Here is a 19,209-nt window from a genome sequence, read left to right as displayed (position 1 = left end):
TAGGCGTTCAGGCGTGCAGGTCGCCCGTGTCCGCGCCGCGGAAGACGACGAGCCGGGTGCCGAAGGCCTCGACCTCGTGCGGGGCGCCGTCCTCGAAGGAGCGGGCGGCGGTATCGAGGCCTTCGAGGGTGGACTCCCGGATGTTCTCCCGCTCGGTCTCGGCCATTATCGCGGCGAAGAACGCGAACAGCAGCCGGCCGGGCCGCTACGTCCTACTTCTCCTCCGGCTCCCAGGCGCGGAGCAGGTCGAGCAGCCCTGCGTCTCCGTCAACGTGCAAGGAGGCGGCCTGGATACGGTCGTACAAGTAGAGGACCAACTCACTGGCCGTGCCATGGATGGAGGCGCCGGCTGCGTCCGAGTCCTGGCCGGTCGCGGCAGTGGGCGCGGGGATGCGGGTGGAGCGTGCGCCGTCGCCGTCGACCGTGAGGCGCCAGGAGCGGCCCTCGGCGGCGTGGAAGTCGAAGGCCGTGGGCTTGTGCGGCCAGGCACTCGGCGTTGCGCAGACGGTGAACAGGAACTCCTCGACACCGTCGAGTGCGACCTCGGCCGGCAGCGGCTGCGGGGCGCCCGCGGCGAGCTGAACGTCGTAGGTGTGCACTGCGCTCTCCTGGACCCGGTGCCGGGCGATACCGCCGGAGGTTTGCGGTGACTGCGACGCAGGCCACCACGTCCAGCTACCGCTCTCCGGTCCTGCCTCGCGCAGGGTGCTCAGCAGAAGCTCCGTCGACGCGGCCAGCCAGGCCAGCAGGACCTCAGGCTCCCGGGGCAGTTCCAGAGCGGCGCGCGCAGCGGCGGCCTCGGCCAGGGGAGCGTCGGCAGGCCCCGCGCCGACGATGGCGGCCCAGAAACGGTCTCCCCCACCCAGGTGCTTCACCAGATCGAACAGCGTCCACCCGGGGCAGGTCGGCACCTGTGCGTCGAGACTGGGCGCGGCGGCGACCGCGGCGCGGAAGGCGGCCGACCGTTCGTCGATGAGTCCCAGCAGGTCAGGAAACACAAGATTTTTTTCCACGCCGGAATGTCTATCACCGTACTCGGGTGATCGGACAGCGATTTTCACAGTCGCGGCCGGTTGGCCATTGCGGACGTCCACGCCTCCCACCGCTCGGGTGACCAGCGAACGCGACCGCCTACAGGTGGAGCGGGACCGCCTCACCGGGGGCGACGTGCCGCCGGACCCCACCAGTAACGGGCTCTCCCGCATTGGTCGTGAGGCATGTTGGCCTGGCTCCTGAGGGAAGGGCCCCCTTCGCGGAGCTGCGCTAGTAGTAGCCCTTCGTGCCGTCGAGTAGCTCCCGGACGATGTCCGCGTGCCCTGCGTGTCGCCCCGTCTCCTCGACGAGGTGGATCAGTATCCAGCGGAGGTTGGCGCTGCCGTCGCGGAAGTCGGGGTGGCGACCGGTGTCGTCCAGGTCGGCCGCGGCGACGATCTCGTTGCTGCGGGCGCACTGGGCCTCGTACTCCGCGAGGAGCTCTGCGAGGGGGCGGCCGTCGGTGTGCCAGTCGGCGTTCTTGCTTGACTCGTCGAATGCGGGGTTCTGCTTCTTGTCGCCGCCGAGAAACAGCACTTCCAGCCACATGTGCTCGGTCCAGCGCATGTGGGAGATGAGACCGGCCATCGTCATGGCCGGTGAGGTCGGGATGACCGGGCGGCACGCGTCCTCGTCGCTCAGCCCTTCGCATTTCCAGCGCAGGATCTGCCGCTGCAGGTCCAGCCAGCCGATGAGCGCGATGCGTTCGTCCGCTTGGAGCGGGGGGCGTTCCAGTTCCGATGACATGCCGGCGCACGCTACCAGGGCGGTCGGGAGGGGGCACCTGGATGACGGGCTCTTCCGCGATTTACGATCTTGGTCACGGTTGGGGACGGAGCGGGGCTGACGGCCCCGGCGGGGCCGGATCGGGATGACGGTGGTTGAGACGTCCCTGGCGAGCTGCTGGCGGAGGGCTTCGTCGTCGTGGTGGAGGGCAGCGATCGCGGTGGCAGCGGCCTTGAGCTTGTTCTCCACGGGCAGGTGCGGCGCGGTGGAGACGGCGAGGGCGGTCATCCACTCCCAGGCCCGGTGCCCGTACCCCTTCCAGGCGTCCGCCCCGGGCATCAGCCCGCCCCGGCAGACGAACAAGGTGAGAGCCTCCAGGCCGAACTCGCCCTCGTAGACCGTGATCCGCCGCAGCTTGGCGGGCATGGCCGACATACGGAATGCGCGGTTGACGCCATCCAGCGTTCCGCGCACCACACCGCCGGCGACGTCGACGCTGGCAACGACGAACAGGTCACGGGCCTTGCGCTCCAGGGTCCTGGCGGCGGCGCGGACGATGTCCGGACGTTCGAGGATGCAGAACAGGTCGGCGGACGCGGCAGAGTCTTCGGGGACGTAGAGGGTGCGGGCCTTGCCGTACTTCGCGCACGCCTGCACCTCGAACTCGGCGCTGCCACCCTGCATCCCGGGCCACAGCCTGATCTCGGGCAGCAGCACGGTAGCCCACTCGCGCCATCGCGCCCCCGCACCCAGGGCCAGGTCCGATCCAGCAGTCCCCGCCGCTTCAGCAGCGCGGCCACCTCCTCGGCCGAGACCACCTCGCTGTCCAGGTACCGCGTTAACGGCTGTACCGCGGTGCCCCAAGGCCGGCGACCGCCGGGGGCGTGCCGCGACGGCCGGCCCGGGGGGCGCACCGGGCCGTGGGCGCCCCCGGGGCTCAGCGCCCGGGCACGGTCACTGCCCCGGCGCGGCCTCGCCCGGCAGGTTCAGCTGCCAGGAGACGCCGAAGCGGTCGTTCACCCAGCCGAACCGGGTGCTGAACCCGTACGAGCCGATCGGCATCAGCTCGGTGCCCTGCTCGGAGAGGGCCGCGTAGAGGCGCTCGATCTCGGCCTCGCTGTCGCACTGGATGTAGAGCGAGACGGCGGGCGTGAAGCCGAACTCGTGCGTGACCGAGCTGTCGATGCACATGAAGGTCTGCCCGGCCAGGGAGAAGGCGGCGTGGCGTACCTTGCCCTCCTCCCCGGCTCCGGCGTCGTCGGCGCCGTAGCGGCTGATGCCGAGCACCTCGGCGTCGTCGAACAGTGAGAGGTAGAAGGTCATCGCCTCCTCCGCGCGCCCCTCGAACATCAGAAACGTGGTGATCTTCTGCGGGCTCGGCGTGATGGTCATCGCTGGGTCCTGTCCCTTCGCTCTCCGGTCCTCCCGGACCAGAAACCCTAGGGGGTCACTTGTCGATCGGGCCGGATCCGGGCCTGACCGGGTCGGGCCCGTGCCGTACCCGCCGATCCCGCGCCGGGTCAGCGCGCCCCGTACACCGGCAGCGGTGCCCGCGCCGACGCGAGGAGCTTCAAGGCGGCCTCCCCCGCCTCCGCCGGGGTCCACCGCGCTCCGCGGTCCGCCGTGGGGCCCGGCCGCCAGCCCTCCATGACGGTGATCCGGCCGCCCTCGGTCTCGAAGACGCGGCCCGTGACCCCCGCCGAGGCGTCCGCGCCCAGCCATACCACCAGCGGGGACACGTTCTCCGGGGCCATCGCGTCGAAGCCGCCCTCCTCGGGTGCGGCCATGGTCTCGGCGAAGGTCCGCTCCGTCATCCGGGTCCGCGCGGCCGGGGCGATGGCGTTGACCTGGACGCCGTAGCGGCCCATCTCCTCGGCCGCGACCATCGTCAGGCCGAGGATCCCCGCCTTGGCCGCGCTGTAGTTGCCCTGGCCGACGGAGCCCAGCAGCCCGGCCCCGGAAGAGGTGTTGACGACCCGGGCCGCCACCGGCCGACCCGCCTTCGCCTCGGCCCGCCACCATGCGGCCGCCGAGCGCAACGGCAGGAAGTGGCCCTTCAGGTGCACCCGCATGACCGCGTCCCAGTCGTCCTCGTCCAGGTTGACCAGCATCCGGTCCCGCAGGAACCCCGCGTTGTTGACGAGGGTGTCCAGGCGGCCGAAGGTCTCCACGGCCGCCGCAACCAGCGAGGCGGCGCCCTGCGCGGTCGCGATGTCCCCGCCGTGCGCCACCGCCCGCCCGCCCAGTGCCTCGATCTCCCGGGCCACCTGCGCCGCCGGGCTGTCCGGCCCGGGCAGCCCGTCCAGTCCGACCCCGAGGTCGTTCACGACGACTTTCGCCCCCTGCTCCGCGAAGGCCAGCGCATGGGCGCGCCCCAGCCCCCGCCCCGCGCCCGTCACGATCACGACCCGGTCCTCGCACAGTCCCGCCATCTCAGCTCTCCTTGTTGACAGTTGCCGCATCCAGGAATGCCGGGCGCTCGCCGCCGCCGTGCACGAGCAGGCTCGCCCCGCTGACGTACGCCGCCCGGTCCGAGGCCAGGAACACCGCCGCTGAGCCCACGTCCGAGGGTTCCGCGAGCCGCCCCAGCGGGACGGTGGCGCCGACCGCCGCGATGCCGGCCTCGTCGCCGTAGTGCAGGTGGGCCAGTTCGGTCCGCACCATGCCCAGGACGAGCGAGTTGACCCGTACGTCGGGGGCCCATTCGACGGCCATGGAGCGGGCCAGGTTCTCCAGCCCCGCCTTGGCGGCTCCGTACGCCGCCGTCCCCGGCGAGGGGCGGGTCCCGCTGACACTGCCGATCATGACCACCGAGCCGCGCGCCTCGCGCAGCCAGGGGTACGCCGCCAGTGAGGCGGTCATCGGCGCGAGCAGGTTGAGTTCGACGACGCGCGCGTGGCGCTGCGCCTCGCCCTCGCCCAGCAGCCGGTACGGGGTCCCGCCCGCGTTGTTGACCAGGCAGTCGAGCCGCCCGTGGCGGGCGGCGACCGCGCCGAAGAAGTCGTGCACGGCGGCGGGGTCGCGCAGGTCGACCGGGCTGTAGGCGGCCTTGCGGCCGTCCGCCGACACCTCTTCCCGCGGCGGCCGCCGGGCGCAGACGACCACGTCCGCGCCGGCCGCGAGGAACGACCGGGCGATTCCGGCGCCGACGCCCCGGGTTCCTCCGGTGACGACGACAACCCTCCCGTCGAGCTCCATAGGCTGCTACCTTCCTCACCTAACAAATGTTTGGTGGAAAGGTAGCTGATCCACTCATGGGTGTCTCCACCTCAAGCCCGGACAAGGGCATCGCACTCGTCACAGTCGACTTCCCACCCGTCAACGCGCTGCCGGTGCAGGGCTGGTACGACCTGGCCGACGCGCTGCGGGCCGCGGGTCGCGACCCGGAGGTCCGGTGCGTCGTACTCGCCGCCGAGGGCCGCGGCTTCAACGCCGGCGTCGACATCAAGGAGATGCAGCGCGACACCGGCCACGCCGCCCTCATCGGCGCCAACCGGGGCTGCTACGAGGCCTTCGCCGCCGTGTACGAGTGCGAGGTGCCGGTGGTCGCGGCCGTGAACGGGTTCTGCCTGGGCGGCGGCATCGGACTGGTCGGCAACGCCGACGCGATCGTCGCTTCCGACGACGCCACCTTCGGACTGCCCGAGCTGGACCGGGGCGCGCTCGGTGCCGCCACCCACCTGGCCCGGCTGGTCCCGCAGCACCTGATGCGCGCGCTGTACTACACCTCGCGCACCGCGACCGCCGCCGAACTGCACGCGCACGGCTCGGTCTGGAAGGTGGTCCTTCGCACGGAACTGCGCTCCGCCGCCCTGGAGCTGGCCGCCGAGATCGCGCGGAAGGACGGCTACCTGATCCGGCTCGCGAAGGCGGCCATCAACGGGATCGACCCCGTGGACGTGCGCCGCAGCTACCGCTTCGAGCAGGGCTTCACCTTCGAGGCCAACCTCAGCGGGGTGGCCGACCGGGTCCGCGACACCTTCGGGAAGGGAGAGCGCGCATGAGCGGCAGGGCAGACAAGGTACTGACCCCCGAAGAGGTGGTCGGGCAGCTGCACAGCGGCATGACCATCGGCATCGGCGGCTGGGGGTCCCGGCGCAAGCCCATGGCGCTGGTGCGAGCACTGCTCCGCTCCGGGATCACCGATCTGACCGTGATCTCCTACGGGGGCCCCGACGTCGGCCTGCTGGCCGCTGCCGGCCGGATCCGCAGACTGGTCGCCCCCTTCGTCACCCTCGACTCCATCCCGCTGGAGCCCCATTTCCGTGCCGCCCGCGAGCGCGCGGCCTTCACCCTCACCGAGCTCGACGAGGCCATGTTCATGTGGGGCCTGCACGCCGCCGCCAACCGGCTCCCCTTCCTCCCCGTCCGGGCCGGTCTCGGCTCCGACGTGATGCGGGTCAATCCGGAACTGCGTACGGTCACCTCCCCCTACGCCGACGGCGAGGAGCTCGTCGCCGTCCCGGCCCTGCGCATGGACGCCGCCCTGGTGCACCTGAACCGCGCCGACCGCCTGGGCAACGCCCAGTACCTGGGCCCGGACCCGTACTTCGACGACCTGTTCTGCGAGGCCGCCGACGCCGCCTACGTCTCCTGCGAGCAGATCGTCGAGACCGCCGAGCTCGCCAAGGCGGGCCCCCCGCAGTCCCTCCTGGTCAGCCGCCACTGCGTCACCGGAGTCGTGGAGAGCCCGAACGGCGCGCACTTCACCTCCTGCGCACCCGACTACGACCGCGACGAGGCCTTCCAGAAGCTGTACGCGACCACCCCGTGGACCGAGTTCGCCGACCGCTTCCTTTCCGGGGCGGGCGAGCACGACTACCAGCGGGCCGTCCGGACCTGGCACGAGGAGCAGCAGTGACGACCGCCGACACCACCACCGCCTCCCGCACCGTCTCGCGCGCCGAGTACTGCGTGATCGCGTGCGCCGAGGCCTGGCGCGACAACGGCGAGGTGCTCGCCAGTCCGATGGGTCTGATCCCCTCCTTCGGGGCCCGGCTCGCGAAGCGCACCTTCTCCCCCGATCTGCTGCTGACCGACGGCGAGGCGATGCTCGTGGGGCTCGACGGGACGGCCGAGGGCTGGCTCCCGTACCGGCGCCACCTGACGATGGTCACCGGCGGCCGGCGGCACGTGATGATGGGCGCCAGCCAGATCGACCGGTTCGGCAACCAGAACATCTCCTGCATCGGAGACTGGGAGCGGCCGTCCCGCCAGCTGCTCGGGGTGCGCGGCGCGCCCGTCAACACCCTCAACAACCCGGTCAGTTACTGGGTACCCAAGCACTCCACCCGGGTCTTCGTCGAGCGCGTCGACATGGTCAGCGGCGTCGGCTACGACCGTGCGGAGGCGGCCGGCGTGACCCGTTTCCACCACCTGCCCCGGGTGGTCAGCGACCTCGGCGTCTTCGATTTCGCCGGGCCCGGCCATGCGATGCGCCTGGCCTCCGTGCACCCCGGCGTCACCGTCGAGGACGTCATGGCGGCCACCGGCTTCGCGCCGGCGGTCACCGGCGAGGTCCCCTGCACACGGGAGCCGACCGCCGAGGAGCTGCGGCTGATCCGCGAGGTGATCGACCCCAAGGGGCTGCGCGAGCGCGAAGTGCGGTTCTGAGGCGATGGCGAGGACGATGACGATACGGACGGCCTTCACCGAGCTGGTCGGGGTCGAGCACCCCGTCGTGCAGACGGGCATGGGCTGGGTCGCCGGCCCCCGCCTGGTCTCGGGCGCGGCCAACGCGGGGGCGCTGGGCATCCTGGCCTCGGCCACGATGACCCTGGACCAGCTGCGTGCGGCGGTCCGCGAGGTGAAGTCCCGTACGCCCGGGGGGACTCCGTTCGGGGTCAATCTGCGGGCGGACGCCGGGGACGCGGCCGAGCGCGCGCAGCTGATCATCGACGAGGGGGTGCGGGTCGCCTCGTTCGCGCTCGCGCCCTCCAAGGAGCTGATCGGGCGGCTCAAGGACGCGGGCGTGGTCGTCATCCCGTCGGTCGGGGCCCGGCGGCACGCCGAGAAGGTGGCCGCGTGGGGCGCCGATGCGGTGATCGTGCAGGGCGGCGAGGGCGGCGGTCACACGGGAGACGTGGCCACGACGGTGCTGCTGCCGCAGGTCGTGGACGCCGTGGACATCCCGGTGATCGCGGCGGGCGGCTTCAGCGACGGGCGCGGCCTGGTCGCCGCACTGTCCTACGGGGCCGCGGGCATCGCCATGGGCACCCGGTTCCTGCTGACCTCGGACTCCACCGTCCCGGACGCCGTGAAGGCCGAGTACCTGCGGGCCACCGTCAAGGACGTCACCGTCACCACGGCCGTCGACGGGCTGCCGCACCGCATGCTCCGTACGGAGCTGGTCGACTCCCTGGAGCGGGCGGGCCGCACCCGGGCGCTGGTCAGGGCGGTGCGGCACGCGGCCGGCTTCCGGAAGCTGTCCGGTCTGAGCTGGTCGCAGATGGTTCGCGACGGCCTCGCGATGAAACACGGCAAGGACCTGTCCTGGAGCCAGGTACTGCTCGCCGCGAACACCCCCATGCTCCTCAAGGCGTCCATGGTCGAGGGCCGTACGGATCTCGGTGTCATGGCATCGGGCCAGGTCGCGGGGGTGATCGACGATCTCCCGTCCTGCGCGGAGCTCGTCTCCCGCGTCATGGCCGAGGCACAACAGGCAATCGCAGCACTCGAAGCACTGCACTCGCTCCGCACCCCGCCACCACCAGGGTGATCCCCCTTCTCCGTCACAGGAGTTGCCCATATGAGCCGTGCCCGAATCCGTCTGGCGACCGCGGCGGCCGCCGCCGCTCTCGCCGTCGGAATCCTGCCCGCCTCCGCGTACGCGGCGACGGCACCCGGAGCCGGGGTCAGCGCCCGGCACCACCAGCAGCAGGCCGAAACGATTCGCCAGATTCCCCTCCAGGGCGCCGTCAACGTCCGGGACATCGGCGGCTACCGCACCTGGACCGGCGGTCAGGTCCGCCAGGGACTGGTCTACCGCTCCGACGCACTGAGCAAGCTGACCGCGGCCGACGTCACCACCGTCGCCGGTCTGGGCCTCAAGAAGGTCGTCGATTTCCGCATTCCGATGGAGCTCCAGTACGACGGCGCCGACCGGCTGCCCGCTGGGCTCTCCCCCACCTCGCGCCCGGTCAGCGACCTCGGCCTCTACGGCACCCTCGTCGGCGCGATCGGCAGCGGCGATCCCGTCACCCAGGAGCAGATGCTCGGCGGCGGCCGCGCCGAGGCCTACATGCGCGACATCTACCGCACCTTCGTGAGCAGCCCCGAGAACCGGGCGCAGTTCGCGGCGACGCTGCGGGAGATCGCCGACGGCCGGCAGGGCCCGGTGCTGTACCACTGCACGTCCGGCAAGGACCGGACCGGCTGGATGAGTTACGTCCTGCTGCGCGCACTGGCCGTCCCCGAGGACACCGCGGAGCGCGACTACCTGGCGTCGAACACCTTCCGCGCCGCCTACGACGCCCAGGTGCGGGCGGGCCTGGGGCAGTCGGGGCGGATGCAGAACCCGGACCTGCTGATCCCGCTCCAGGAGGTCCGCCAGGACTACCTGGACTCGGCGACGGCGCAAATGGAGGCCGACTACGGCAGCTTCTACGGCTACCTGACGCAGGGCCTCGGCCTGGACCTGCGGACGCTCGCGAAGCTGCAGGACCGGATGGTCCGGTAGCGGACAGCACGACGCCGGGCAGCGCTTCCCGCGCTGCCCGGCGTCGTGGTGCTCGTGTACGGGGTGGGTCAGACCGCCCGGCGGCGGCCCTGGCCCCCGGTGCCGACCCGGCTGCGCGCGGAGGCCGCGGCGGCGCCGCCACCGCCGGAGCCACCGGTCCCGCGTCGGCCGCGCTCGCCGGAGCCGGTGGCTCCGGCGCCGCCGCCCTGGCCGCCGCGACGGGCCTGGCCCGAGCCGGAGGCCGCCGGGGCCTGCCCGGAGGCACCCCCGCCGGAACGGCGGGCGCGGCCGCCGGCCGCCGGAGCGCCGCCCGTGGCGGCACCGGTGCGTGCCCCGCCGCCCGAGCGACGGCGTGAGCCGGAGCCCGTACCGGAGCCGGAGCGCGGCTTGGGCGCGGTGGCCTGCGGAACCTCCAGCACCACCGGGATGCCCGAGGGCTCCTTGGCGCCGGTCAGCCGGGCCAGTTCCTCGTCGGAGGACTTGATCTGCGCGGTGCGCGGGGAGATCCCGGCGTCCGACATCAGACGGGTCATGTCCCGCTTCTGGTCGGGCAGGACCAGGGTGACCACGCTGCCGGACTCGCCGGCACGGGCGGTACGGCCGCCGCGGTGCAGGTAGTCCTTGTGGTCGGTGGGCGGGTCCACGTTGACGACGAGGTCGAGGTCGTCGATGTGGATGCCGCGCGCCGCGACGTTGGTGGCGACCAGCGCGGTGACCTCGCCCGTCTTGAACCAGTCCAGGGTGCGGTTGCGCTGCGGCTGGGAGCGGCCGCCGTGCAGGCCGGAGGCGCGTACGCCGTCGGCGAGCAGCTTCTTGACCATGCGGTCGACCGCGCGCTTGGTGTCGACGAACATGATCACCCGGCCGTCGCGAGCGGCTATACGCGTCGCCACGGCCTTCTTGTCGGTCTCGTCCATGACGTACAGGACGTGGTGCTCCATGGTGGTGACCGCACCGGCCGACGGGTCGACGGAGTGGCCGACCGGGTCGGTCAGGAACATCTTGACGAGCTTGTCGATGTTCTTGTCCAGCGTCGCGGAGAACAGCATCCGCTGGCCGCCGGCCTCGACCTGCTTGAGCAGCGCAGTGACCTGCGGCATGAAGCCCATGTCGGTCATCTGGTCGGCCTCGTCGAGGACGGTGATCGAGACCTGCGAGAGGTCGGCGTCACCGCGGTCGATGAGGTCCTTCAGGCGGCCGGGGGTGGCGACGAGCACCTCGGCGCCGCGGCGCAGGGCGCCCGACTGCCGGTTGATCGACATGCCGCCGACGACGGTCGCGATGCGCAGGTTCACGGCCGTGGCGTACGGGGCCAGGGCGTCGGTGACCTGCTGCGCGAGCTCACGGGTGGGTACGAGGACCAGCGCGAGCGGCGCCTTCGGCTGCGCGCGGCGGCCGGCGGTACGGGCCAGCAGCGCCAGGCCGAAGGCCAGCGTCTTGCCGGAGCCGGTGCGGCCGCGGCCGAGCAGGTCACGGCCGACGAGGGAGTTCGGCAGCGTCGCGGCCTGGATCGGGAACGGCTCGGTGACACCCTGGGCGGCGAGGGTCTTCAGCAACGCCTCGGGCATGTCCATGTCCCCGAACGACTCGACCGGCGGCAGCGCCGGGGCGATCGGCTCGGGCATGGTGAATTCCTGGGGCCGGGCAACGGGCGCGGACTTCTGCCGTCCCGCGCCAGACTTCGGACGCCCCTGGGCCGCACCTCGACCCCGGGTGGGGCGGCGGCTGGGTCGTGCGGAGCTGGAGCTGGTCATGCGAGAAAGCCCTCCTGAAACCGGCAGGTAAAACAAAGGTCGAAACAGCAGACAAGCCGGGGCCCGCACCTCACGGTGCGGACCCCGGCGAGCTGAAGTACTTAGTTGGCGGGGAGGATGTTCTCCGCCTGGGGGCCCTTCTGGCCCTGGGTGACGTCGAAGGACACGCGCTGGCCCTCCTGGAGCTCACGGAAGCCCTGGGTGGCGATGTTCGAGTAGTGGGCGAAGACGTCCGGGCCGCCACCGTCCTGCTCGATGAAGCCGAAGCCCTTTTCCGAGTTGAACCACTTCACGGTGCCAAGTGCCATTTTAAATCTCCTGAATAGGCGGCAAAGGGCCCCATCCGGAGATTCCGGCAAAACAATAAAAGCGCCTGCGGAGCATTCCCGTCAGGCGCACATAAAGTTCATGGGTACCACAACTGCAACGAGCTCTAAGCTAGCACACCCTCGGTCGGGGAGCGCAGGACCGAGGGTGTGACCTGCGCCCTCCGGTCGGCGGCCTGCGGTGTGCCGGCCGGTGCGACAGGGGTGGCCGGCGGGGCCGGAGGCCCTGTCCCGCTTGGGTCGTGGGCGGTCCGGTCCCGCGCGGGCTATCCCCCCGAGCCGGTGGACCGATTCGCCCTCGGCGAAAAGATTCACCCCTTCGGGTCGGCCCCTGGGGGCTCGGTGTGCGCGCAGGCGTGCGGGGTGCGGCTCGGGCCGGTCATCCACATCGAGGACGTCGATCCGGAGTCGATGGGCGGCCACAGCCACGGCCTCCGCACGGGCGGAGACCGGGACCGGGGCGGGGCCTAGAGCCGTTCGATGATCGTCACGTTGGCCTGGCCGCCGCCCTCGCACATCGTCTGGAGGCCGAACCGGCCGCCGGTGCGTTCCAGCTCGTGGAGGAGGGTGGTCATCAGCTTCACCCCGGTCGCGCCCAGCGGGTGGCCCAGCGCGATCGCGCCGCCGTTGACGTTGACGCGCTCCGGGTCGGCGCCGGTCTCCTTCAGCCAGGCCAGCACCACCGGGGCGAACGCCTCGTTGATCTCCACCAGGTCGATGTCGGCCAGCGACATGCCGGTCTTCTTCAGCGCGTACGCCGTGGCCGGGATCGGCGCGGACAGCATCCGGATCGGGTCCTCGCCACGTACCGAGAGGTGGTGGATGCGGGCGCGCGGCCGCAGGCCGTGTTCCCGTACCGCCCGCTCGGAGGCGATCAGCATGGCCGCCGCGCCGTCCGAGACCTGGGAGGAGACGGCCGCCGTGATGGTGCCGCCCTCGACCACCGGCTTGAGGGTGGCCATCTTCTCCAGGGTCGTGTCCCGGCGCGGGCCCTCGTCGACGCTCACGTCCCCGTACGCCACCGTCTCGCGCGCGAAGCGGCCCTCGTCGATGGCGCGGATCGCCCGCCGGTGGGAGCGGAGCGCGAACTCCTCCATGTCCTGCCGGCTGATCCCCCACTTCTGCGCGATGAGCTGGGCACCGTGGAACTGGTTCACTGGGGCGTCCCCGTACCGGGCCCGCCAGCCCGCCGAGCCCGCGAACGGACCCTCGGTGAGGCCGAGCGGCTCCGCCGCCTGACGCGAGGCGAAGGCGATCGGGATCATCGACATGTTCTGGGTCCCGCCCGCGACCACCAGGTCCTGGGTGCCGGACAGGACGCCCTGCGCCGCGAAGTGCACCGCCTGCTGCGAGGAGCCGCACTGGCGGTCGACGGTGACGCCGGGCACCTCCTCGGGCAGGCCGGCCGCCAGCCAGGCGGTCCTGGCGATGTCCCCCGCCTGCGGCCCCACCGTGTCGAGGCAGCCGAACACCACGTCCTCCACGGCGGCCGGGTCCACCCCGGACCGCTCGATCAGTGCCTTCAGGACGTGGGCGCCCAGGTCGGCCGGGTGGACGGCGGACAAGCCGCCCTTCCGCCGCCCCACGGGGGTGCGTACCGCATCGACTATGTAGGCCTCGGGCATCGGGACTCCTCAGACGGTCGGGTCTGTCAGGTGGGGCGCAGTGCGATCCCGTCCAGCACCATCGACAGGTACTGGCGGGCGATCTCCTCGGGGCTGTGCTGTCCGCCCGGCCGGTACCAGGACGCCGCCACCCACACCGTGTCGCGCACGAAGCGGTAGGTGAGGCGGATGTCCAGGTCGGCGCGGAAGACCTCGGCCTCGACGCCCCGCTCCAGCGTCCCCAGCCAGGCCTTCTCGAATTTCTGCTGCGAGTCGGACAGGTAGTGGAAGCGGGGCTGGGCGGAGAGGGTGCGGGACTCCTTCTGGTAGATGGCGACGGCGGCGCGGTGCCGGTCGATCTCCCGGAAGGACTCGGTGACGAGGGCCTCGATGGTCTCCCTGGGGCCGAGCCCGGCGGCGAGGACGGTGTCGTACCCCTCCCACAGTTCGGTCAGGAAGGCCGAGAGGATCTCGTCGAGCATCGATTCCTTGGAATCGAAGTGGTAGTAGAGGCTGCCGGCGAGCATGCCGGCGGCGTCGGCGATCTTGCGGACGGTGGTGGCGTTGTAGCCCTGCGCGGCGAAGACCTCGGCGGCGGTGTCGAGGAGTTCACGACGCCGTTCGGGGGAGGCCGTCACCTGTGGCTTCTTCTGGGATGTCGGCTTGTTCGTTGGCACGCGTCCATTCTCGGCCTACGCGTGCTGGCTGCTGACCGACACCGTCTCGCCGGTCATGTACGACGAGTAGTCGCTGGCCAGGAAGACGATGACGTTGGCGACCTCCCAGGGCTCGGCGTACCGGCCGAAGGCCTCGCGGGCGGTGAGTTCGGCCAGGAGCTCCTCGCTGGTGACCTTCACCAGGTGCGGGTGCATGGCCAGGCTCGGGGCGACCGCGTTGACGCGTACGCCGAACTCGGCGGCCTCCAGGGCCGCGCAGCGGGTCAGGGCCATCACGCCGGCCTTGGCGGCGGCGTAGTGGGCCTGGCCGGTCTGGGCGCGCCAGCCGATGACGGAGGCGTTGTTGACGACCACCCCGCCGCCGCCGGAGGCCTTGAGGGCGCGCAGGGCGGCGCGGGTGCAGCGGAAGGTTCCGTTCAGGGTGACGTCGAGGACGCGGGACCACTGGGTGTCGGTCATGTCGATGAGGGCGGCGGTGCCGCCGAGGCCGGCGTTGTTGACGACGATGTCGAGGTGGCCGTGGGTGTGCTCGGCGAGCGCGAAGAGGGCCTGGACCTGGTCCTCGTCGGTGACGTCGCAGGGCAGTGAGGTGACGCGGTCCGCCCCGAACTCGGCGGCGAGCGCCTCCTCGGTCTCTTTCAGGCGGCGGGCGTGGGCGTCGCCGATGACGATGCGGGCGCCCTCCTCCAGGAGGCGGCGGGCGGTGGCCCCGCCGATCCCGGCTCCGGCGGCTGCGGTGACGACGGCGGTGCGGTCCTTCAGCAGTCCGTGCCCGGGGACATAGTCGGGGGTGTTCACGCCCGTACCTCCTGGGGAAGGCCGAGGATCCGCTCGGCGATGAGGGTGCGCTGGATCTCGTCCGAGCCCGCGTAGATGGTGTCGGCGCGGGAGAAGAGGAAGAGCCGCTGCCAGTCGTCGAGGTCGTACGGGTCCCCGTGCGCGCCGTCGGCGAGGAGCGAGGGGGCGGCGCAGACGTGCTCGGCGGTGGACGCGCCGCGGCCGCCGTATGCGACGGGCCAGCCGATGCAGGTCCAGCCGTGGGCGGCCATGTGGCGCTCCCAGGCGAGGCGTTCGGTGAAGGCCTCGCGCCTGCGGCCGGGTCCGCCGCGGCCCTTGAGGGCGGCGAACTCGCCGGCGAGGTGGGCCCGTAGCCACCCCCGGACCTCGGTGCGGAACTCCTCGACGCTGCTCATGGCCGTACGTTAACCTACCAAACACTTGTTAGGGAAGCTTCGCTCGTGAAGGATGGCCGCCGCATGCCCGACGACCGCACGCCCGACGACACCCCCGGGCGCGACGCCCACCTGCCCTTCGAGCGGCGGGCCGGCCTGTGGTGGGACCACACCGGGCGGCCGGGCGCCGAGTCCCGCTTCGCGCGCGAGTCGGAGGTGTACCTGGGGATGTGCCGGCGCTGGCGGGAGCTGCCGAAGCCGGTGATCGCCTCGGTGCGGGGCGCCTGTGTGGCGGGCGGGCTGATGCCGGCCTGGGTCTGCGACCTGATCGTGGCGAGCGAGGACGCCTTCTTCGCGGACCCGGTCGTACGGATGGGCATCCCGGGGGTCGAGTACTTCGCGCACCCGTGGGCGATGCCGCCGCGGATCGCGAAGGAGTTCCTCTACACCGGTGACCGGATGCCCGCCCGGCGCGCGTACGAGGTCGGCATGGTCAACCGGGTCGTGGAGGCCCCGGAGTTGGAAGCCGAGACCGAGCGGCCGGCGCTGCGGATCGCCGCGATGCCCGCCTTCGGACTGGCGCTGACCAAGCGGGCCGTCAACCAGGCCGAGGACCTCCAGGGCCTGCACACCGGCATGGACTCGGTGTTCGGCCTGCACCACCTGGCGCACGCGCACAACGCGGAGACCTCCGCGGACTCGCTCGGCGGCGTCACTGTCGCCGCCCTGAAGGAGGCGACCATCTGATGGAACTCACGCACACGGCGGACGTGGAGGCCTTCCGGGCCGAGGCCCGCAACTGGCTCCGCGCCCATGTCCCGGCCCGGCCCCTGCCCTCCCTGGAGACGGCGGAGGGCTTCGCGGCGCACCGGGAGTGGGAGGCGGCGCTGCACGCGGACCGCTGGTCCGCGCCCTCGTGGCCACAGGAGTACGGGGGCCGGGGCGTGGACATCGTCAAATGGCTGGTGTTCGAGGAGGAGTACTGGGCCGCGGGCGCGCCCGGCCGGGTCTCCCAGAACGGCATCAGCCTCCTGGCCCCCACCCTCTTCGACCACGCGAGCGCGGAGCAGCGGGCGCGGGTGCTGCCGTCGATGGCGAGCGGTGAGGTGATCTGGGCGCAGGCCTGGTCGGAGCCCGAGTCCGGGTCCGACCTGGCCTCGCTGCGGTCGCGGGCGGTGCGGACGGAGGGCGGCTGGCTGCTGTCCGGGCACAAGACGTGGTCCTCGCGGGCGGCCTTCGCGGACCGCGCCTTCGGGATCTTCCGCACGGACCCGGACGCCCCGAAACCCCACCAGGGGCTGACGTACCTGATGTTCGACCTGCGGGCGCCGGGCGTGACGGTGCGGCCCATCGGCCGCCTCGACGGCAAGCCGGCCTTCGCGGAGCTCTTCCTGGACCGGGTCTTCGTACCGGACGAGGACGTCATCGGGGAGCCCGGGCAGGGCTGGCGGATCGCCATGTCGACGACCGGAAACGAGCGCGGCCTGACCCTGCGCTCCCCCGGCCGCTTCCTGGCGGCGGCGGACCGGCTCGTCGGGCTGTGGCACGGGCACGGGGACCCGTCCGACACGGCGCTGCGCGACCGGGTGGCGGACGCGGTGGTCGGGGCGCGCGCGTACGAGCTGTTCACCTGGTCCAACGCCTCGCGCTTCGCGGCGGGCGAGACGATCGGCGCCGAGTCCAGCCTGAACAAGGTGTTCTGGTCGCAGTACGACATCGCCCTGCACGAGACGGCACTGGACCTGCTGGGCGCGGACGCGGAGCTCGCGGAGGGCGCGTGGGCCGAGCCGTGGCTGTTCTCCCTGGCCGGGCCGATCTACGCGGGGACGAACGAGATCCAGCGCGACATCATCGCCGAGCGGCTGCTCGGCCTCCCGAAGGGCCGCCGCTGATGCGCTTCCTGCTGACCGACGAGCAGTCGGACTTCGCCCGTACGCTGCGCTCCCTGCTGGGCTCGGCGCAGGTCCCCGCCGCGGTACGGGCCTGGGCGGACGGCGATACCGGGCCCGGACGGACGCTGTGGTCCCGGCTCGCGGGGACGGGCCTGTTCGCGCTGGCCGTGCCGGAGGCCTACGAGGGGGCGGGCCCGCTCCCGCTGGAGCTGTCCCTCGGCTTCGTGGAGCTGGGCCGGGCCGGGGCGGCGGGGCCACTGGTGGAGAGCGCCGCCGCGTCGGTGCTGCTGTCGGAGCTGGCGGACGAGGCGCTCGCCAAGCGGTTCCTTCCGGGGCTGGCCCGGGGCGAGGCCTCGGCCACGCTGACCTTGCCGGGCGGGAGCCCGTACGCGCTCGACGCGGACGCGGCGACGTACTGCTTCACGGTGTCCCCGGCGGGCGAGCTGCGGCTGGCGGGCGGCCCCGGTGAGCTGCTCCGGTCGACGGACCCCGCCCGTCGGCTGTTCCTGCCGCCGGGCGAGGAGGGTGAACTGCTCGCGGCGGGCCCGGAGGTGCTGCGGGCTGCGGAGGCGGCCGGACGCTGGGCCCGGCTGCTGACCGCCGCCCAGTGCCTGGGCGTCGGCGAGGCACTGCTGGCCCGGACGGTGGAGTACGCCAGGCAGCGCACGCAGTTCGGTACGCCGATCGGCTCCTTCCAGGCGGTCAAGCACCGGCTGGCGGACACCCTGCTCGCCCTGGAGTTCGCCCGCCCGCTGGTGTGGGCGGCGGCGCTGTCCCCGGCCCCGGGAGCGGTGGCCGCGGCGAAGCTGTCGGCCGGCGAGGCGTCCTACCGGGCGGCGATGACGGCGCTCCAGCTCCACGGCGCGGTCGGCTACACCGAGGAGCTGGACCTGTCCCTGTGGCTGCGCAGGGCCCGGCCCCTGCGGGACGCCTGGGGAACGCCGTCGGCCTGCCGGGCCGAGGTCCTGCGGTCCGTCACACCACCGCGACGCTGATGTTCACGACGTACTGCTCCTCGACCGTGCCGTCCTGGAAGAGCGGGTTCAGCAGCTCCCGCTCCCCCGCGAGGTAGGCGCGGGTGCGGGCCTCGCCCAGGACCAGGAAGGCGCTGTGGCTGGCGAGGTTGGCGAGGTGGTCGTCCAGCGCGATGCGCCGGGACCAGTGCACGGACCGGGTGGCGAACTCGCCGAGCCCCTGGGGCAGGGTGCGGTAGGTCTCCCCCTCGACCTCGAAGAAGGCCCGGAGCCGCGCCTCCTGTTCGGCGATCCACGGGACGGCGGTGTCCGTGTCGTTCCACCAGATCGCGAGCGCGCCGCCGGGGCGCAGCACCCGGCGGGCCTCGGGCACGGAACGGGCCGGGTCCGTCCAGTGCCAGGCCTGGGCGTAGGTGAGCAGGTCGACGGAGCCGGTGGCCAGCGGCAGCCGGTCGCCGTCCCCGCGCACGATCGGGATCCCGGGGAGCCTCCGGCGGAACTCGGCGGCCATCCCGTCCCCGGGCTCCACGGCGAGGACCTCGGCTCCGCGCGCGTGCAGGAGCGCGGTGGCGATCCCGGTCCCGGCTCCCACGTCGGCCACCCTGGCCCCGGCGAGGGGCCGTCCGGCGAGGGCCTCGACGGCGTCGAAGAGGGCCGGCGGGTAGCCGGGGCGGTGGGCCCCGTACAGAGCTGCTGCTGCGTCGAAGGAACGGGCACGTGTCGTCATGCGTCCATTGTTTTCGATCACGCAATCGGCAACAAGATCGAGGCACTTGCACCAAGGGCTGCTCCTGCACGATCCGGTGGGGGCATCTGCTAGGACGGGTGGCGGCGCAGGGAGATCCGTACGACGAGGACGGTCTGGAGCAGGATCAGGGCCCCGGTGCCGACCGCCGGCCAGCGCGGTCCGTCCGGGCGCCCGCCCACGGCCCAGGCCGGTCCGTCGGGGTCCACCGTCACCTTCAGCCGGGCGCCGACCGGGAGGTCCTTCTCCACCGGGCCGGGCAGGTCCCGGCCCGCCTCCGTGCGCAGCCGCAGGGACGGGGACGAGGTCGAGCCGTCCTCCACCATGGTCCGCTCGACGACGACGGCCTGTTCCTCGCGGCCGCGGTCGTGGAGGGTGTGCCGGTCCCAGGTGATTCCTCCGGCCACCGCGACGGCGACCGCGAGGAGCGCGACGGAGGTGCGGGCGACGAACTCCGCGTCGGTGCCGTGCGGGACGGCCGCGCCGAGGACGAAGACGCCCAGCAGGACCGGGATCCAGGCGCCCTCGGGGCCCTGGAGCAGCCAGATCGCAGCGAACTCCCCTGCCAGGAGGATGCAGTTGCGCAAGGCGGCGCCCGGCAGCCTCCGTATCAGTTCAGCCATGGACAC

At 72.5% G+C, this 19,209-nt stretch carries 22 protein-coding genes and 1 pseudogene; 9 read left to right on the top strand and 14 right to left on the bottom strand.

Going from position 1 to position 19,209, the window contains the following annotated elements:
* Positions 1 to 7 precede the first annotated feature (7 nt).
* From ACIQZO_RS02175 to ACIQZO_RS02150, 6 genes are all read right to left on the bottom strand, one after another.
* Positions 8 to 166 carry a hypothetical protein gene (locus ACIQZO_RS02175; RefSeq protein ID WP_403618656.1) on the bottom strand — a complete coding sequence of 53 codons (159 nt, stop codon included), beginning with the start codon at positions 164 to 166 and terminating at the stop codon, positions 8 to 10.
* A 46-nt stretch (positions 167 to 212) separates the two neighbouring features.
* Positions 213 to 1,013, bottom strand: coding sequence for a maleylpyruvate isomerase family mycothiol-dependent enzyme (locus ACIQZO_RS02170; RefSeq protein ID WP_403618655.1), 801 nt, complete (start codon positions 1,011 to 1,013; stop codon positions 213 to 215).
* Between the two features lie 250 nt (positions 1,014 to 1,263).
* Complete coding sequence (locus tag ACIQZO_RS02165) at positions 1,264 to 1,779, bottom strand: DinB family protein (RefSeq protein WP_403619222.1); 516 nt, start codon at positions 1,777 to 1,779, stop codon at positions 1,264 to 1,266.
* Between the two features lie 933 nt (positions 1,780 to 2,712).
* Positions 2,713 to 3,150, bottom strand: coding sequence for a VOC family protein (locus ACIQZO_RS02160; RefSeq protein ID WP_403618652.1), 438 nt, complete (start codon positions 3,148 to 3,150; stop codon positions 2,713 to 2,715).
* 128 nt (positions 3,151 to 3,278) lie between these two features.
* On the bottom strand, positions 3,279 to 4,190 hold the full coding sequence (locus tag ACIQZO_RS02155) for an SDR family oxidoreductase (RefSeq protein ID WP_403618649.1): 912 nt from the start codon (positions 4,188 to 4,190) through the stop codon (positions 3,279 to 3,281).
* A 1-nt stretch (position 4,191) separates the two neighbouring features.
* Positions 4,192 to 4,956: an SDR family oxidoreductase gene (locus ACIQZO_RS02150; RefSeq protein ID WP_403618647.1), complete on the bottom strand. Its 765-nt coding sequence runs from the start codon at positions 4,954 to 4,956 to the stop codon at positions 4,192 to 4,194.
* Between the two features lie 56 nt (positions 4,957 to 5,012).
* On the opposite strand from ACIQZO_RS02150, the gene ACIQZO_RS02145 reads away from it, so the two are divergent.
* The 5 genes from ACIQZO_RS02145 to ACIQZO_RS02125 are packed head-to-tail and all read left to right on the top strand — an operon-like array spanning position 5,013 to position 9,436.
* Positions 5,013 to 5,762, top strand: a complete 750-nt coding sequence (locus tag ACIQZO_RS02145) for an enoyl-CoA hydratase family protein (protein WP_403618644.1) — start codon at positions 5,013 to 5,015, stop codon at positions 5,760 to 5,762.
* Positions 5,759 to 6,619 carry a CoA transferase subunit A gene (locus tag ACIQZO_RS02140; protein ID WP_403618641.1) on the top strand — a complete coding sequence of 287 codons (861 nt, stop codon included), beginning with the start codon at positions 5,759 to 5,761 and terminating at the stop codon, positions 6,617 to 6,619. The genes ACIQZO_RS02145 and ACIQZO_RS02140 overlap by 4 nt, the downstream gene beginning before the upstream one ends.
* A complete protein-coding gene (locus tag ACIQZO_RS02135) occupies positions 6,616 to 7,371 on the top strand; it encodes a CoA-transferase subunit beta (RefSeq protein ID WP_403618638.1) in 756 nt (251 codons plus the stop codon). The genes ACIQZO_RS02140 and ACIQZO_RS02135 overlap by 4 nt, the downstream gene beginning before the upstream one ends.
* A gap of 22 nt (positions 7,372 to 7,393) precedes the next feature.
* Positions 7,394 to 8,476: an NAD(P)H-dependent flavin oxidoreductase gene (locus ACIQZO_RS02130; RefSeq protein ID WP_403619219.1), complete on the top strand. Its 1,083-nt coding sequence runs from the start codon at positions 7,394 to 7,396 to the stop codon at positions 8,474 to 8,476.
* A 30-nt stretch (positions 8,477 to 8,506) separates the two neighbouring features.
* Entirely contained in the window at positions 8,507 to 9,436 is a 930-nt protein-coding gene (locus ACIQZO_RS02125; RefSeq protein WP_403618635.1) for a tyrosine-protein phosphatase, read from the top strand.
* Between the two features lie 68 nt (positions 9,437 to 9,504).
* Here the strand turns inward: ACIQZO_RS02125 and ACIQZO_RS02120 are convergent, their stop codons facing one another.
* Both ACIQZO_RS02120 and ACIQZO_RS02115 read right to left on the bottom strand, forming a co-directional pair.
* Positions 9,505 to 11,190, bottom strand: a complete 1,686-nt coding sequence (locus ACIQZO_RS02120) for a DEAD/DEAH box helicase (RefSeq protein WP_403618632.1) — start codon at positions 11,188 to 11,190, stop codon at positions 9,505 to 9,507.
* 101 nt (positions 11,191 to 11,291) lie between these two features.
* Complete coding sequence (locus tag ACIQZO_RS02115) at positions 11,292 to 11,498, bottom strand: cold-shock protein (RefSeq protein ID WP_030707191.1); 207 nt, start codon at positions 11,496 to 11,498, stop codon at positions 11,292 to 11,294.
* A 300-nt stretch (positions 11,499 to 11,798) separates the two neighbouring features.
* Between ACIQZO_RS02115 and ACIQZO_RS02110 the strand changes: the two genes are divergently transcribed.
* Positions 11,799 to 11,987 (top strand): hypothetical protein, encoded by a 189-nt coding sequence (locus tag ACIQZO_RS02110; RefSeq protein WP_403618628.1) that lies wholly within the window; start codon positions 11,799 to 11,801, stop codon positions 11,985 to 11,987.
* On the opposite strand, the gene ACIQZO_RS02105 is transcribed toward ACIQZO_RS02110, so the two are convergent.
* The 4 genes from ACIQZO_RS02105 to ACIQZO_RS02090 are packed head-to-tail and all read right to left on the bottom strand — an operon-like array spanning position 11,984 to position 14,990.
* The gene (locus ACIQZO_RS02105; protein WP_403618626.1) at positions 11,984 to 13,141 is read right to left on the bottom strand and encodes an acetyl-CoA C-acetyltransferase; all 1,158 of its coding nucleotides are present in this window, start codon (positions 13,139 to 13,141) and stop codon (positions 11,984 to 11,986) included. The two genes, ACIQZO_RS02110 and ACIQZO_RS02105, sit on opposite strands and share 4 nt — an antisense overlap.
* 26 nt (positions 13,142 to 13,167) lie before the next feature.
* Positions 13,168 to 13,797 (bottom strand): TetR/AcrR family transcriptional regulator, encoded by a 630-nt coding sequence (locus ACIQZO_RS02100; RefSeq protein WP_403618623.1) that lies wholly within the window; start codon positions 13,795 to 13,797, stop codon positions 13,168 to 13,170.
* Between the two features lie 15 nt (positions 13,798 to 13,812).
* Positions 13,813 to 14,595, bottom strand: a complete 783-nt coding sequence (locus ACIQZO_RS02095) for an SDR family oxidoreductase (protein ID WP_403618620.1) — start codon at positions 14,593 to 14,595, stop codon at positions 13,813 to 13,815.
* The gene (locus ACIQZO_RS02090) at positions 14,592 to 14,990 is read right to left on the bottom strand and encodes an acyl-CoA dehydrogenase family protein (protein ID WP_403618617.1); all 399 of its coding nucleotides are present in this window, start codon (positions 14,988 to 14,990) and stop codon (positions 14,592 to 14,594) included. Before ACIQZO_RS02090 ends, ACIQZO_RS02095 begins: the two co-directional genes overlap by 4 nt.
* 90 nt (positions 14,991 to 15,080) lie before the next feature.
* Here ACIQZO_RS02090 and ACIQZO_RS02085 point away from each other — a divergent pair.
* From ACIQZO_RS02085 to ACIQZO_RS02075, 3 genes and pseudogenes are all read left to right on the top strand, one after another.
* A pseudogene (locus ACIQZO_RS02085) lies at positions 15,081 to 15,716 on the top strand (enoyl-CoA hydratase); the annotation flags it as partial.
* Entirely contained in the window at positions 15,716 to 16,861 is a 1,146-nt protein-coding gene (locus tag ACIQZO_RS02080; protein ID WP_403618614.1) for an acyl-CoA dehydrogenase family protein, read from the top strand. The pseudogene ACIQZO_RS02085 and the gene ACIQZO_RS02080, both read left to right, overlap by 1 nt.
* Positions 16,861 to 17,856 (top strand): acyl-CoA dehydrogenase family protein, encoded by a 996-nt coding sequence (locus tag ACIQZO_RS02075; RefSeq protein ID WP_403618611.1) that lies wholly within the window; start codon positions 16,861 to 16,863, stop codon positions 17,854 to 17,856. Before ACIQZO_RS02080 ends, ACIQZO_RS02075 begins: the two co-directional genes overlap by 1 nt.
* On the opposite strand, the gene ACIQZO_RS02070 is transcribed toward ACIQZO_RS02075, so the two are convergent.
* Together ACIQZO_RS02070 and ACIQZO_RS02065 are read right to left on the bottom strand one after the other, a co-directional pair.
* Entirely contained in the window at positions 17,837 to 18,562 is a 726-nt protein-coding gene (locus ACIQZO_RS02070) for a class I SAM-dependent methyltransferase (protein WP_403618609.1), read from the bottom strand. The two genes, ACIQZO_RS02075 and ACIQZO_RS02070, sit on opposite strands and share 20 nt — an antisense overlap.
* Before the next feature lie 89 nt (positions 18,563 to 18,651).
* Positions 18,652 to 19,203, bottom strand: coding sequence for a hypothetical protein (locus ACIQZO_RS02065; protein ID WP_403618606.1), 552 nt, complete (start codon positions 19,201 to 19,203; stop codon positions 18,652 to 18,654).
* Positions 19,204 to 19,209 lie beyond the last annotated feature (6 nt).

The organism is Streptomyces sp. NPDC097617 (assembly GCF_044761485.1).
GTDB lineage: Bacteria > Actinomycetota > Actinomycetes > Streptomycetales > Streptomycetaceae > Streptomyces.
This window is presented reverse-complemented; position numbering and strand designations above follow the sequence as displayed.

Excerpts from the sequence above, each read along its gene's own strand:
- ACIQZO_RS02175 (WP_403618656.1), bottom strand. The coding sequence starts at position 166 with ATGGCCGAGACCGAGCGGGAGAACATCCGGGAGTCCACCCTCGAAGGC.
- ACIQZO_RS02165 (WP_403619222.1), bottom strand. The coding sequence starts at position 1,779 with ATGTCATCGGAACTGGAACGCCCCCCGCTCCAAGCGGACGAACGCATC.
- ACIQZO_RS02160 (WP_403618652.1), bottom strand. The coding sequence starts at position 3,150 with ATGACCATCACGCCGAGCCCGCAGAAGATCACCACGTTTCTGATGTTC.
- ACIQZO_RS02155 (WP_403618649.1), bottom strand. The coding sequence starts at position 4,190 with ATGGCGGGACTGTGCGAGGACCGGGTCGTGATCGTGACGGGCGCGGGG.
- ACIQZO_RS02150 (WP_403618647.1), bottom strand. The coding sequence starts at position 4,956 with ATGGAGCTCGACGGGAGGGTTGTCGTCGTCACCGGAGGAACCCGGGGC.
- ACIQZO_RS02145 (WP_403618644.1), top strand. The coding sequence starts at position 5,013 with ATGGGTGTCTCCACCTCAAGCCCGGACAAGGGCATCGCACTCGTCACA.
- ACIQZO_RS02140 (WP_403618641.1), top strand. The coding sequence starts at position 5,759 with ATGAGCGGCAGGGCAGACAAGGTACTGACCCCCGAAGAGGTGGTCGGG.
- ACIQZO_RS02125 (WP_403618635.1), top strand. The coding sequence starts at position 8,507 with ATGAGCCGTGCCCGAATCCGTCTGGCGACCGCGGCGGCCGCCGCCGCT.
- ACIQZO_RS02120 (WP_403618632.1), bottom strand. The coding sequence starts at position 11,190 with ATGACCAGCTCCAGCTCCGCACGACCCAGCCGCCGCCCCACCCGGGGT.
- ACIQZO_RS02115 (WP_030707191.1), bottom strand. The coding sequence starts at position 11,498 with ATGGCACTTGGCACCGTGAAGTGGTTCAACTCGGAAAAGGGCTTCGGC.
- ACIQZO_RS02105 (WP_403618626.1), bottom strand. The coding sequence starts at position 13,141 with ATGCCCGAGGCCTACATAGTCGATGCGGTACGCACCCCCGTGGGGCGG.
- ACIQZO_RS02090 (WP_403618617.1), bottom strand. The coding sequence starts at position 14,990 with ATGAGCAGCGTCGAGGAGTTCCGCACCGAGGTCCGGGGGTGGCTACGG.
- ACIQZO_RS02080 (WP_403618614.1), top strand. The coding sequence starts at position 15,716 with ATGGAACTCACGCACACGGCGGACGTGGAGGCCTTCCGGGCCGAGGCC.
- ACIQZO_RS02075 (WP_403618611.1), top strand. The coding sequence starts at position 16,861 with ATGCGCTTCCTGCTGACCGACGAGCAGTCGGACTTCGCCCGTACGCTG.
- ACIQZO_RS02070 (WP_403618609.1), bottom strand. The coding sequence starts at position 18,562 with ATGACGACACGTGCCCGTTCCTTCGACGCAGCAGCAGCTCTGTACGGG.
- ACIQZO_RS02065 (WP_403618606.1), bottom strand. The coding sequence starts at position 19,203 with ATGGCTGAACTGATACGGAGGCTGCCGGGCGCCGCCTTGCGCAACTGC.